Annotated in this window: 12 protein-coding genes; 7 read left to right on the forward strand and 5 right to left on the reverse strand. The window is 41.2% G+C overall.

Annotated elements, in window-relative coordinates; all coding sequences use genetic code 11:
- Nucleotides 1-243: 243 nt before the first annotated feature.
- On the forward strand, nt 244-1593 hold the full coding sequence (gene glpT / locus PR699_RS17825; protein WP_072502746.1) for a glycerol-3-phosphate transporter: 1350 nt from the start codon (nt 244-246) through the stop codon (nt 1591-1593).
- Nucleotides 1594-1692: 99 nt separating this feature from the next.
- Nucleotides 1693-2769: a glycerophosphodiester phosphodiesterase gene (gene glpQ / locus PR699_RS17830; RefSeq protein ID WP_014657516.1), complete on the forward strand. Its 1077-nt coding sequence runs from the start codon at nt 1693-1695 to the stop codon at nt 2767-2769.
- 44 nt (nt 2770-2813) lie between these two features.
- Here the strand turns inward: glpQ and epmA are convergent, their stop codons facing one another.
- On the reverse strand, nt 2814-3791 hold the full coding sequence (epmA, locus tag PR699_RS17835) for an elongation factor P--(R)-beta-lysine ligase (protein WP_004925785.1): 978 nt from the start codon (nt 3789-3791) through the stop codon (nt 2814-2816).
- Nucleotides 3792-4593: 802 nt separating this feature from the next.
- Between epmA and frdA the strand changes: the two genes are divergently transcribed.
- The 4 genes from frdA to frdD are packed head-to-tail and all read left to right on the forward strand — an operon-like array spanning nt 4594 to nt 7896.
- On the forward strand, nt 4594-6390 hold the full coding sequence (gene frdA / locus PR699_RS17840) for a fumarate reductase (quinol) flavoprotein subunit (protein WP_004925792.1): 1797 nt from the start codon (nt 4594-4596) through the stop codon (nt 6388-6390).
- Nucleotides 6383-7117: a succinate dehydrogenase/fumarate reductase iron-sulfur subunit gene (locus PR699_RS17845; protein ID WP_014657515.1), complete on the forward strand. Its 735-nt coding sequence runs from the start codon at nt 6383-6385 to the stop codon at nt 7115-7117. Before frdA ends, PR699_RS17845 begins: the two co-directional genes overlap by 8 nt.
- 14 nt (nt 7118-7131) lie before the next feature.
- Nucleotides 7132-7527, forward strand: a complete 396-nt coding sequence (gene frdC / locus PR699_RS17850; RefSeq protein WP_004925800.1) for a fumarate reductase subunit FrdC — start codon at nt 7132-7134, stop codon at nt 7525-7527.
- A gap of 15 nt (nt 7528-7542) precedes the next feature.
- Nucleotides 7543-7896 carry a fumarate reductase subunit FrdD gene (gene frdD, locus PR699_RS17855; protein ID WP_004925804.1) on the forward strand — a complete coding sequence of 118 codons (354 nt, stop codon included), beginning with the start codon at nt 7543-7545 and terminating at the stop codon, nt 7894-7896.
- A 790-nt stretch (nt 7897-8686) separates the two neighbouring features.
- On the opposite strand, the gene PR699_RS17860 is transcribed toward frdD, so the two are convergent.
- From PR699_RS17860 to PR699_RS17870, 3 genes are all read right to left on the reverse strand, one after another.
- Nucleotides 8687-9013 (reverse strand): cupin domain-containing protein, encoded by a 327-nt coding sequence (locus tag PR699_RS17860; RefSeq protein ID WP_014657514.1) that lies wholly within the window; start codon nt 9011-9013, stop codon nt 8687-8689.
- A 30-nt stretch (nt 9014-9043) separates the two neighbouring features.
- Nucleotides 9044-10342 (reverse strand): MFS transporter, encoded by a 1299-nt coding sequence (locus PR699_RS17865; RefSeq protein WP_014657513.1) that lies wholly within the window; start codon nt 10340-10342, stop codon nt 9044-9046.
- 70 nt (nt 10343-10412) lie between these two features.
- Nucleotides 10413-11573: a mandelate racemase/muconate lactonizing enzyme family protein gene (locus PR699_RS17870; RefSeq protein ID WP_004925816.1), complete on the reverse strand. Its 1161-nt coding sequence runs from the start codon at nt 11571-11573 to the stop codon at nt 10413-10415.
- 241 nt (nt 11574-11814) lie between these two features.
- Between PR699_RS17870 and PR699_RS17875 the strand changes: the two genes are divergently transcribed.
- The gene (locus PR699_RS17875; protein WP_004925825.1) at nt 11815-12546 is read left to right on the forward strand and encodes a GntR family transcriptional regulator; all 732 of its coding nucleotides are present in this window, start codon (nt 11815-11817) and stop codon (nt 12544-12546) included.
- 285 nt (nt 12547-12831) lie between these two features.
- Here the strand turns inward: PR699_RS17875 and sugE are convergent, their stop codons facing one another.
- Nucleotides 12832-13146 carry a quaternary ammonium compound efflux SMR transporter SugE gene (sugE, locus tag PR699_RS17880; protein WP_014657512.1) on the reverse strand — a complete coding sequence of 105 codons (315 nt, stop codon included), beginning with the start codon at nt 13144-13146 and terminating at the stop codon, nt 12832-12834.
- Nucleotides 13147-13275: the final 129 nt, after the last annotated feature.

A 13275-nucleotide genomic window follows, 5' to 3' on the forward strand; every position in this document is an offset into this window, starting at 1 on the left:
TCTTTTCCTCCTTAAATGACTTTAACTATGCCTCCCATAAATAAAACAGATATTTGTGCAGTAGATTACAGATAGAATGTTTTTTTATGACTATCATAAGAGCACTTATGAAAGAAATTGCTCGAAATTAAATTCGAATACTTTCGTTTTTATCACTCTATCAAGAATAAACACTCACAGTCTTTTATATAGAAAATATAAGAGATAAGAGTAAATAACGATTAATAAGCCATCGGAGGCTATATGTTAAGCATTTTTAAGCCAGCACCTCATATATCGAGGTTGCCAGCAGAAAAGATAGATCCAGTCTATCGCCGACTACGCTGGCAAATCTTTATCGGGATCTTTTTGGGTTATGCTGCCTATTATTTGGTAAGAAAAAATTTTGCCCTTGCTATTCCTGCCTTAACCGAACAAGGTTTCACAAAAGGTGAGCTAGGTTTTGCCTTATCGGGAATTTCATTTGCCTATGGTATTTCTAAATTTATCATGGGGTCATTTTCTGACCGTGCAAACCCTCGTTACTTTTTGCCAGCAGGTTTGATACTAGCCGCTTCCGTAATGCTGATTATGGGCTTTGTACCATGGGCAACTTCTGGTGTTTGGATCATGTTTGGGCTGCTATTTATATGTGGCTGGTTCCAAGGTATGGGATGGCCACCTTGCGGTCGTACTATGGTGCACTGGTGGTCACAAAAAGAACGAGGTGGTATCGTTTCAGTTTGGAACTGTGCGCATAATGTTGGAGGCGGCATTCCAGCGTTGCTATTTATGTTAGGTATGGCATGGTTTAATGACTGGAAAGCGGCATTCTATATGCCAGCTTTCGCTGCCATCATCGTTGCACTAATAGCATTCGCACTCATGCGTGATACCCCACAATCTTGCGGTCTTCCCCCAATCGAAGAATACAAAAATGACTACCCTACAGATTATAAAGCATCTGATGAGCAAGAACTAACAGCAAAAGAAATTTTCATGAAGTATGTTTTCCCAAACAAACTGTTATGGATGATTGCTATTGCGAACGTATTTGTATACTTACTACGCTATGGAATTTTGGATTGGTCACCAAGCTATCTACAAGAAGCTAAGCATTTCAACATAAAAGAATTTTCTTGGGCTTACTTCTTATATGAATATGCAGGAATTCCAGGAACATTACTGTGTGGTTGGATGTCTGATAAAGTCTTCCGCGGTAACCGCGGAGCAACAGGCGTCTTCTTCATGCTCTTAGTTACAATTGCTACGATTGTATTCTGGTTGAACCCAGCCGGTAATCCAAACGTTGATATGGCTTGTATGATAATTATCGGTTTCTTAATCTACGGCCCTGTTATGTTGATTGGCCTGCATGCTCTTGAACTGGCACCAAAAAAAGCAGCGGGGACTGCGGCTGGCTTTACTGGATTGTTTGGTTACCTTGGAGGCTCTGCTCTAGCAAGCATTATTATCGGATATACTGTTGATACCTTCGGTTGGAACGGTGGCTTTGCCGTCATGATCGGTGGCTCTGCACTCGCTGTAGTTTTACTCTTTATTGTGATGATTAGCGAATCTAAACACAAACGTGAATTAGCGAAAATGAACTAACACTTCATTAAAGATTCACGTTAACGCACTAAGCTCTGGGCTATATCAAAAAACGATATAGCCCTTTTTTTACCAAAAAAGTGACAAGGAGATACAATCATGCACTTCCCATTAAAAACATTGGTGGCAAGTATGGTTTTAGTGATGTCAGCTTCAGCGGTGGCACAAGCCGCCGAGAAAGTCGTGATCGCACACCGTGGTGCCAGTGGTTATCTACCAGAACATACATTACCAGCAAAAGCGATGGCTTATGCGCAAGGCGCTGACTTTCTTGAACAAGATTTAGTCATGACTAAAGACAATGAGTTAGTGGTACTTCATGACCATTACCTTGATCGCGTGACAGACGTCGCTGAGCGTTTTCCTAATCGAGCACGTCAAGACGGCCGCTATTATGCTATCGACTTTACTCTTGATGAAATCAAATCATTAAAGTTCACTGAAGGGTTTAATATTGTCGATGGCAAGAAGGTTCAGAGCTATCCTAACCGCTTCCCCATGGGCAAATCTGATTTTCGGATCCATACCTTCCAAGAAGAAATCGAATTTGTTCAAGGTCTGAATAAATCGACAGGGAAAAATATTGGTATCTACCCTGAAATTAAAGCCCCTTGGTTCCACCAGCAAGAAGGCAAAGATATTACGAAAAAAACACTCGAAGTCTTAAAACAGTATGGTTATACCGATAAAAACTCGAATGTTTACCTGCAATGCTTTGATGCAAATGAACTCAAGCGTATTAAGAACACCTTAATGCCTGAAATGGGGATGAATTTAAAACTTATCCAGCTGATTGCCTACACTGACTGGAACGAAACACAAGAACAGAAACCAGATGGAACTTGGGTTAACTATAGTTATGATTGGATGTTTAAACCCGGCTCAATGAAGGAAGTCGCTAAATATGCAGATGGTATTGGTCCTGACTACCATATGTTGGTTAGTGAAGATTCAACACCTAACAATATTAAGCTAACGGGTATGGTAAAAGATGCCCATGCCAATAATATGGCGGTACACCCTTATACTATCCGGGTCGATAAATTGCCAAAATACGCTAAGGATGGACAACAACTCTTTGATATTATCTACAATCAAGCTGACGTAGATGGTGCATTCACTGATTTCCCTGACTTAGGTGTACAGTTTCTCCAAAAACAGAAACAGCATCCATAATCACTAAAAAGCAGATTGCAGCCCTTTGGCTGCAATCTACACTGTTAAGCAATTGTGACAGGGAAAGCAATCACATCACTGATCTTTTCAGCCTTTAACGCTATCATAATCAAACGATCGACGCCAAGAGCCACACCAGAGCACTCAGGTAAGCCATGGGTTAGCGCAGCAAGCAAATGCTCATCAATTGGATGAACAGGCAACCCCAAGGCTGCACGTCGACGGTTATCTTGCTCAAAACGCTGGCGTTGCTCTTTCGCGTCGGTTAATTCACGAAAGCCATTCGCCAATTCCATACCTTTAAAATAAACTTCAAAACGTTCCGCAACACGATGATCTTCAGTACTAATTTCTGCTAAAGATGCTTGAGTTGCAGGAAAATGATACACCACAACTGGTTTTTCTTTACCGATATGAGGCTCTACGCCCATCGTAAATAACAGTTGCAACAGTGTATCTTTATCTTCTTCGTGCTCAGCGACATTACTCAAATCCAACCGAGCAGCGACTTCTTTTAACTCGCTTTTTTCTGCCGAGAGAGGGTCGATATCTAAATGACGTAAAAAGGCTTGTTGATAAGAAAGTAATTCAGCACTTTCACAATCCAGCACCTGTTGAAGCAAGTCATCCACTTCATTAATTAAACGGTACATATCATAATGTGGACGATACCATTCAAGCATCGTGAACTCAGGGTTGTGGTGTCTCCCTGCTTCCTCATTACGAAAACTACGACAGAGTTGGTAGATTGGTCCACTGCCCGCTGCCAATAAACGTTTCATGTGGTATTCGGGGCTGGTCATCAAATAGAGATCGATCCCTTGTGCTGCACCGGGCCCCACAAAGCGGGTATTAAAAGGTACAAGGTGAATATCTGTGATGGTCGCCTGACTCATGGCAGGAGTTTCAACCTCAAGCACACAGCGCTCTGTAAAAAAACGTCTAATTTCAGCGATGATTTTTGCTCGCTGTAGTAGGTTAGCGATGGGTGCGCTTGGCTGCCAGTCCGCTACTTCACTCATTAATATAACTCCAAAATAAACACAGTCGTGCAGTTTACTCACCTCTTGCCTGACAAACAATCCATTCGCACTAATCAAATGTAATTGATGTATAAGCTGCCGTAATAATCGCTGTAGACAAACAAAAATATAGCAAGGTGAGCGAAATAATGCGTGATTATCCTCGGCTTCAATCGATTAAGCAAAAAAACGTTTTTATACCATTAATCCTTAAGTCAACTTGAGAAAGCAATCATGATTATTTCTAATATGATGTTAACCTGATGTTATAAATGACATTCATTATTAATAAACAAATAGGTTATTATTTCGTGAAAGGAAACGTCAGAAATAACAGCACAAACATACTGTATTTAATTTTTGTGTAAATCTTTAGGACAAAAAATACAAGCTAACAACATTTTTGTTATTATTCTCTTTAAGCCAGTCGATTCCCAATCGTACAAATAGATTTCCCCTCCATCCATTTTGCTAAAGATGATGGTAATCATTTGAATTTATGTTTTTTTTACTCATCACCATACTTAAAATGCCACGTATGAAAAAACAATTAATAAAAACTTGGCATAGATCACACTTTATAGGCTAAATCACCTAAAACCCCCCTCTATATCAAATTTATCATGAGGACTATTCGCTATAATTCAAAGCATGATAAGTCATTATTAGCTATTATATTATTTACTATTAAAAAAGAGAGTTTTTGCAGTATCACATTACGTGGCACTGACAAGCAGATAGCTAAGTATCAAAAGTATTTAAAAGAATTTATCAATTTACACTTGAACAATGGAGAAGCGCAGTGCAAACCTTCAATGCCGATCTAGCGATTATCGGGGCCGGGGGCGCAGGCTTACGTGCAGCGATTGCTGCCGCAGAAGCAAATCCCAACATCAAGATTGCTCTGATCTCAAAAGTTTACCCTATGCGTAGCCATACCGTGGCTGCCGAGGGGGGATCAGCCGCAGTAACTCAGGCCCATGACTCCTATGACTATCATTTTAATGATACGGTTGCTGGTGGAGACTGGCTGTGTGAGCAAGATGTCGTCGAATATTTCGTCGAACACTGCCCAACAGAAATGACTCAACTGGAACTATGGGGCTGTCCATGGAGCCGTAAACCAGATGGTTCAGTTAACGTCCGTCGTTTTGGCGGTATGAAAATTGAACGTACATGGTTTGCAGCCGATAAAACTGGCTTCCATATGCTCCATACCCTCTTCCAAACCTCATTAAAATATCCTCAAATTCAACGCTTTGACGAACATTTTGTCCTAGATATCATCGTCGATGAAGGCCAAGTTCGCGGTCTTGTCGCACTCAACATGATGGAAGGCACAAAGGTTCAAATCCGTGCCAATTCTATCGTCATGGCAACTGGCGGTGCTGGACGTGTTTACCGCTATAATACTAATGGTGGTATTGTAACTGGTGATGGTATGGGCATGGCTTTCCGACATGGCGTACCACTGCGTGATATGGAGTTTGTTCAATATCACCCAACTGGCCTACCTGGTTCTGGTATCTTAATGACAGAAGGTTGCCGCGGCGAAGGCGGTATTCTTGTCAATAAAGATGGCTATCGCTATCTACAGGATTACGGAATGGGCCCCGAAACGCCACTCGGTAAACCTGAAAACAAATATATGGAACTCGGTCCTCGTGACAAAGTTTCACAAGCGTTCTGGCATGAATGGCGTGCTGGCCGCACAATTAGTACCCATCGTGGTGATGTTGTCTATCTAGATTTACGTCATCTTGGTGCAGAAAAACTACATGAACGCCTACCTTTCATTTGCGAACTAGCAAAAGCTTATGTCGGTGTTGACCCAGTCACTGATCCAATTCCTGTTCGTCCGACCGCTCACTATACGATGGGGGGGATCGAAACAGATCAAAACTGTGAAACTCGCATCAAAGGCTTATTTGCTGTTGGCGAATGTTCTTCTGTCGGTCTCCACGGTGCAAACCGTTTAGGCTCTAACTCATTAGCTGAGCTTGTTGTATTCGGTCGCTTAGCGGGTGAGCAAGCCGCAAAACATGCAGCAGAAGCAACCCCAGCGAATGCAAATGCTATTGAAGCACGTACTCGTGATATCGAAGATAATCTGAACAAACTTCTCAACCAAAAAGGTAAAGAAAGTTGGGCGAAAATCCGTGATGAAATGGGTATGTCAATGGAAGAAGGCTGCGGTATTTACCGTACCCCTGAATTAATGCAAAAAACCATTGATAAGATTGCAGAGTTGAAAGAGCGCTTTAAACACGTTGAAATTACCGACCATAGCAGCGTTTTCAATACCGATCTGTTGTATACCATTGAGCTTGGATTTGGCTTAGATGTTGCCGAATGTATGGCACACTCCGCACTCAATCGAAAAGAGTCTCGTGGTGCACACCAACGTCTCGACGAAGGCTGCACTGAACGTGATGATGTGAATTTCTTAAAACACACATTGGCATTCTATAACCCAGAAGGCGCACCTCGTCTTGAATACAGTGATGTGAAGATTACTAAATCTCAGCCAGCAAAACGTGTTTATGGTGCAGAAGCTGAAGCTCAAGAGAAGGCAAACAAGGAGCAAGCTAATGGATGATATGAAACACTTAAAAATGGAGATCATGCGCTACAATCCTGAAACGGATAATGAGCCCCATTTAGTGGCATATGATGTCCCTTATGATGAGCAAACCTCATTGCTGGATGCTTTAGGTTATATCAAAGATAACCTTGCGCCTGATCTGTCTTATCGCTGGTCTTGCCGTATGGCGATTTGTGGTTCTTGCGGCATGATGGTTGATAATGTTCCCAAACTAGCGTGCAAAACTTTCCTACGTGACTACCCTGAAGGGTTGAAGGTAGAACCGCTAGGCAACTTCCCGATCGAGCGTGATCTGGTGGTTGATATGACTCACTTTATTGAGCGCTTAGAAGCTATCAAGCCTTATATCATTGGTAACGATCGTAAGCCTTCAGAAGGTCCGAATAAGCAGACTCCGGCACAGATGGCAAAATACCATCAGTTCTCTGGATGCATTAACTGTGGCTTGTGCTATGCCGCTTGCCCACAATTCGGCCTGAATCCTGAATTTGTTGGTCCTGCTGCAATTACCTTGGCTGAGCGCTACAACTTAGATAACCGTGACCACGGAGCAAAAGAACGCATGCCATTATTGAACGGTGATAATGGTGTCTGGAGCTGTACATTTGTAGGCTACTGCTCTGAAGTCTGTCCTAAGCATGTTGACCCAGCAGCTGCAATCCAGCAAGCGAAAGCAGCCAGCGCGCAAGACTTTATTATCGCCATGCTGAAGCCACGATAAGGAGAATTGAAGTCATGACTACAAAACGTAAACCCTATGTAAGGGAAATGAAGGGCGACTGGTGGCAAAAGTTAGGTTTCTACCGCTTTTACATCGTACGTGAAAGTACCTCCGTTCTTCAGCTATGGTTTAGCCTTTTAGTGTTATTCGGCGTATTCGCATTAAAAGGTGGTCCAGAATCTTGGGCAAGCTTTGTTGGATTTTTAAGTAATCCAATCGTCATTATTATCAACATTATTACACTGGCTGCGACGCTCCTTCATACCACAACATGGTTTAATCTAGCTCCAAAAGCCGTCAGTATTATCGTTGGTGATAAGAAAATGTCACAAGAGCCAATTGTTAAAGGTTTTTGGGCATTAACGATCTTAGTTACGGCAGCGATTTTAGCGATCGCACTGCTATTTTAATCAACGGAGGATCTGATGAATCTAACGCCTAAACGTTCCGATGAACCGGTTTTCTGGGGATTATTTGGTGCCGGTGGTATGTGGAGTGCCATTGTTGGACCTGCTATCATCATTCTCTTGGGAATATTAATCCCATTAGGTGTTGCACCTGAAATGCTAAGCTATGAGCGTATTGTCGCATTCTGCCAAAGTTTTATCGGGCGTATTTTCTTACTGCTCATGATAATTCTACCAGTATGGTGTGCTATGCACCGTATTCACCACACACTGCACGACTTTAAAGTGCATGTCCCAGCATCAAAATGGGTATTTTATGGTGGTGCGGCGATTATTAGCGTGATCGCTATTATTGGTGTCATTGCTCTATAACAGCTTTACTGATCCCTCATATGCCTCACCGCTATGAGGGATTTTTCATTATACTGCCTCTCATCTCCCTTTCTATTTCCACGTTATTAAGCCGCTCTCTGGCTACTGTAATGACCGTTTCTTTATCAAAACTAGCGATTTCAATAAATCTGTTATGGCATGAATGATTACCCTACATGGTGCTATCCAAACTAGATTTGGCGATACCTGTATTATCCACTATTGCGTAAATCAATATGTTCGACGCAACGGCTTAACCCAACACTAGGGTGTCCTATTGGCACTCAACATCTTGGGCTATTATTTTTCTCACCAATTCTCGGGAAATGGCCCAATAAATAAGAGCATCATCCTATTCTTTTGCTCCCTGTTACAGAGTCTCATTGATAACAGATGTAACAGCCTTCTCAACCTACTGAGAGATTTAATTAATAAGGTGCCGCATTCCTGTTAAGTTAATTGCTACATCTATTATCGGCAAGATTACCAGACAATATTCACCTTATTCACCGTTTATGATTATCCCCATTTTTATGCTTACTTTTTTATGTTTGACTTGTTGTCTTGAATCAGCGAAAAATCAATAAAGAAGAAAAATAACATATCTGAGATATCACGTTAGTGTATTTCCCTCAATGATAAAACTGCTTTGATTATTACTGGTTGTGTTTTTTATCATGTAATTAATGGGTCAATTTTAATTATTAAAAAATAGAGAGGGGATCCCAATTTTAGACATTGAGATCCCCTCTATTTTATCAATAGATTTTTAATCATTTAGCAAAATGATTTAATTATCTAAAAAGTCTTTTCTCATTGGTACGAATATATCTAAAATTTCACCATTAGATAAACATTCACAGCGATGTTTCTCATTTGAAGGAATATAAACAACATCGCCTTCTCCAACTTCTTTAGTCACATGCCCCACTTGATATCTAAATTTCCCTTTGAGTATATAACTCATTTGTTCATGTGGATGAGCGTGTAAGTCACCTGATGTACCGGCTGTGAAAGATAATCTTGCTATCATCATATTTTCACTGCCAGGGAACAACTTACGTCGCGTACCTGAGGCAATGTTTTTTGCCTCTATTTCCTTATCGAAAATAAACATTATGACCTTAACTTTAAATAATATAGCTGTTTAATTTGATTTTTCTAACGATTCATTATCAGGCGTAATCGGCTTAATATTTCTTAACATCACTAAATAAACCAATGCCCCTATTGCACAAGCAATACCAGATACAATTAATGCCCAAATAAACGAACCGGTTGCTGCAATAATATATCCAGTCACAATAGGTCCTAAAATACCGCCACAGTTAGAAACAGCGCTTTGCATTCCACCTAAGACCGACGTCATATTTCGTGGTGCAACATCTCCTGGTAAAGACCATATTGCTGAGGCTGCAAATGCGAGTGCCGCATAAGATAAGCACAGTAAAAACATCATTAAAGTAACAGATTCAACTAACCCCGAGAATGCGATACTGGTTGCAATCAGCATGCCGCCCACAATCGGTAATTTACGAGCAAGGTTGATATTATTATATTTAATATACAGATAATCTGTCGTCCAACCACCCAGCCATTGACCTGCGATCCCACATAGTGGTGGTAACATGGCAGCAAATCCCATTTCTTCTAAACTCATGCCTCGTTCCATCATTAAATAAGCAGGGAACCAAGTAATAAAGAAATAAATGGCGTAGTCCAACATAAAGAAGCCGATACACATAGCTTGTACATTGCGATAACGGATCAACTGATACCACTTCATCGGCTGGATATTATCAATACCATCTTTTTTAATTTGCCCATCACGAATATAAGCAAGTTCTTCAGCACTAATTTTTGGGTGTTGTTCAGGATCGTGATATACCTTTAACCATGCAAAAACCCAGAGAACCCCTAATGCGCCGCAAATAATAAATGCTGATTCCCAGCCCCATTTTGCAATGATCCACACCACTAATGGCATTGCGAACGCTGTTCCAAACTTAGAGCCACTATCAAATAATGCCGTTATTCTGCCGCGTTCACGATCTGGAAACCATTTTGCCGCAATACCACTATTACATGGATATGCCCCCGCTTCCCCCATTCCCATTAGAATTCGCGTGGAAATAAAACTCAGTGGTGTTTTGGCTAATGCTGTGGCAGCCGTTGCTAATGACCACCACAACACAGACCCTGCCAACGTTTTTCTTTGACCATATTTATCCGCAATAAAACCCGCTGGTATTTGGCATAATGCATAACTCAAGAAAAACGCCGACATTATCCATCCCATCATCTCTGGCGAAATTTGCAGTTCTTCTGAGATAGTCGGTGCTGCTGCAGACATAACAGTTCTATCTAAGTAATTAATAACAATCGCAAGCGTCATTAATATCGCTATCGAAAACCTTATTTTTGTACCTTTGTTCTTATTTTTCATCGTAACCATACCTTTTAATAAGGAGAGGAAACCAGATAGTGTTGTCACTATCTGGCTTATGTATATGAAGTTACTTAAACAAACGTTCTGGATTAACTGTGAATTTCGCTAATTTATCGATGTCTAGCTCAATACCAAGCCCCGGTAATTTTGGGATCGTTAAATACCCTTGCTCATCCACTTTAAATGGTGTTTTAACAATGCCATCAATATATTGGCTACCACCGATAAACTCGACAAAATCCACTTGTGGGAAGGCTGCTGCCATTTGTAAGTCGGCCGCCAGCCCCATTGCGGTATTCCAACCGTGTCCAACATACTTAACACCAAACTCATCAGCCAGCCATGCGATTCGACGTTGCTCTGAAATGCCGCCCACTTTCGTCACGTCAGGTTGAACAATATCGAATGCCCCCTGAGAGAGCCATGGTAAGAAAGATTGACGACGGGTTAACACTTCACCACCCGCAATCGGCACTGGGCTTTCTTTACGCAGCACTTTAAAGTCCTCAAGGTCATCCGGACGTAACGCTTCTTCAAACCAACCAACTTGATATTCCGCTAACATATGCGATGTTTGGATTGCCCATTTCAAGCCATTTGGCCAATATGCATCACTTGCGCCCGCATCAACTAACAAGTGTGATTCGTAACCTGCCGCATCCCTTGCTGCCTCAACAATTGCTCTATCTAATTTGGCATCATTGTTACGTCCAAATGGGCCCCAACCAATTTTAAATGCTTTAAAGCCAAGCTTTTTATAATCAGAGATCACGTTGAACATCGTCTCTGGTTCTTCCATGAGTAAAGAGCAATACGGCTGTACTTTGGAACGATAATTACCGCCAAGTAACGTACTTACGGGGAGTCCTGTTGCTTTACCTAAAATGTCCCACAATGCAATATCAATGCCGCTAATCGTATGTGTTAACGTTCCCCCGCGCCCCATCCAAAATGTATTTTGTCTAAGTTTTTCAGACACTCTTTCTGGCTGTAATGCACTTTCACCAATACATAAAGATGCTAGTACAGGGATGGCGGCTTCAACTAAGCGACCATCAGTGAATACGCTGCCGTACCCCGTGATGCCAGCATCAGTGTGCACCGCAATAATGGCGTGGATCGAATCTTCTGGTTTGATTTCATTGGACCATCCCCCTTTTGGGCTCTCCCCAAATAAAGGCACGGCAACAATTTCAGTAATTTTTATATCTTCAAGCATGTTGTTCATGTCTTTTCCTTCTCTTGCTTAACTGAATTTGAAGCATTTAACAACATTGTAAGATTGTATACAATATTCAATTGTTGAATATGTGATCCATTCTGGGTTTATCTCCCCCTCGAAAAAATATCGCAATAGTGGGTTTTTTATTGGTTTATTGCTGGCCAATGTGATAATTTTGATGCATTAAAGGCGCAATCAACTACCAATTAATTCTTTGATTAGTAACAAATTTAATAGGCTAAACATCATGACAGTTGGAAAAGGGCAACAATCGCAGAAAATCACCTCGCAAGAAGATTACTGGAAGCCAATCAAAGCAAGGACACTCACTGATGATGTGGTAGATAAAATTGTTGAGGCGGCAACCCGTGGATTTATCCTGCCAGGGGATCGTATTGTTGAAAAAGAAATTGCAGAAAAAATGAATGTCAGCCGTGTTCCTGTTAGAGAAGCCTTAAGAGTATTAGAAAGCCAAGGGATCGTGATTAATGAGCCATTTAAAGGCATTCGAATGGCCCCTGTTTCAGAAGAGAGGCTGGATGAACTGATCGAAGTCAGAATTCTATTAGAACGACAGGCTATTAAAACCTTTATCGCCAAAAATAAGCATTTAGATCCACAATCTATCGAACAGTTAAACCAGTGTATTGTGCAAATGGCGCGAGCAGCAAAATTAGCGGATAGCTATGAATTCTCGCTTTGTGACGTGAATTTCCACCGAACATTATGCCAATTAAGCGGTAACAATACCCTAACCGCATTATGGGAAAACGTCTCTAAGCAGTTGACCATTATCATTGGGATATCAACCTTTACCAAGCCTATGGAAGAAATTATTGATGAGCACAAAGTGCTATTAGATAAAATACGCTCAGGGGATCTCAATATTCTAGAAATTGAAATCAAAGAGCATATTCGCAATCAAAATAAAGAGATTAACTTCAATCAAGCTATTGATAAAAAAAGAGAACCCAAGTAAGTAAACCTAGCACAGCTTCCTGATAAAGAGACAGTGTTAATGAGCACACAAGTGAAAACACCTAGCACCTAACCCGAAAAAGAGCATGTTGACTAATGAATAAATGTCTCAGGGAAATTATTTCTACAGGATTCGGAAATATAACGGCGAATTTGGGATCTTCAACGTACTAAAGAACACAAACCTCTAGTCTATATTTTTCGGTACATTTTCACTGATTGAAACTTTATCATCTCCCGTCAATACGGGCGCCTATTTGCCCCCGTATTGACGAGCATATTTATTTTAGCTTGAAACTTTTAAGCCAATTAAACCAATAATAATTAACCCAAGGCTAAGTAAGCGGAATATATTGGCTGATTCACCCAAGAAAATAATCCCGACAATGGCCGTACCAACAGCGCCAATACCTGTCCATATTGCATAAGCGGTTCCTGCGGGCAAATCACGCATTGCATAAGCTAATAACCCCATACTCGCAATAATCGCGACGATTGTAATAATACTTGGAGTAAGACGTGTAAAACCGTGAGTGTATTTTAGGCCAACGGCCCAAACAACTTCTAATAAACCGGCAAATAAGAGGATGATCCAAGCCATTGCTTTTCTCCCGAATGTAACCGGGGTCGTCCCCATTATTTAATTAACGTGTGCACTCATCCATATTTGGCTTACAGTATTGTCGACTAAACCCGATTGTATCGGTTTATATGCTTCTATTGTCGCTCT

Source organism: Providencia sp. PROV268 (assembly GCF_028477805.1).
GTDB classification, from domain to species: Bacteria; Pseudomonadota; Gammaproteobacteria; order Enterobacterales; family Enterobacteriaceae; genus Providencia; species Providencia stuartii.

Excerpts from the sequence above, each read along its gene's own strand:
- PR699_RS17875 (WP_004925825.1), top strand. The coding sequence starts at position 11,815 with ATGACAGTTGGAAAAGGGCAACAATCGCAGAAAATCACCTCGCAAGAA.
- frdC (WP_004925800.1), top strand. The coding sequence starts at position 7,132 with ATGACTACAAAACGTAAACCCTATGTAAGGGAAATGAAGGGCGACTGG.
- PR699_RS17870 (WP_004925816.1), bottom strand. The coding sequence starts at position 11,573 with ATGAACAACATGCTTGAAGATATAAAAATTACTGAAATTGTTGCCGTG.
- PR699_RS17845 (WP_014657515.1), top strand. The coding sequence starts at position 6,383 with ATGGATGATATGAAACACTTAAAAATGGAGATCATGCGCTACAATCCT.
- epmA (WP_004925785.1), bottom strand. The coding sequence starts at position 3,791 with ATGAGTGAAGTAGCGGACTGGCAGCCAAGCGCACCCATCGCTAACCTA.
- PR699_RS17865 (WP_014657513.1), bottom strand. The coding sequence starts at position 10,342 with ATGAAAAATAAGAACAAAGGTACAAAAATAAGGTTTTCGATAGCGATA.
- PR699_RS17860 (WP_014657514.1), bottom strand. The coding sequence starts at position 9,013 with ATGTTTATTTTCGATAAGGAAATAGAGGCAAAAAACATTGCCTCAGGT.
- sugE (WP_014657512.1), bottom strand. The coding sequence starts at position 13,146 with ATGGCTTGGATCATCCTCTTATTTGCCGGTTTATTAGAAGTTGTTTGG.
- frdD (WP_004925804.1), top strand. The coding sequence starts at position 7,543 with ATGAATCTAACGCCTAAACGTTCCGATGAACCGGTTTTCTGGGGATTA.
- glpT (WP_072502746.1), top strand. The coding sequence starts at position 244 with ATGTTAAGCATTTTTAAGCCAGCACCTCATATATCGAGGTTGCCAGCA.
- glpQ (WP_014657516.1), top strand. The coding sequence starts at position 1,693 with ATGCACTTCCCATTAAAAACATTGGTGGCAAGTATGGTTTTAGTGATG.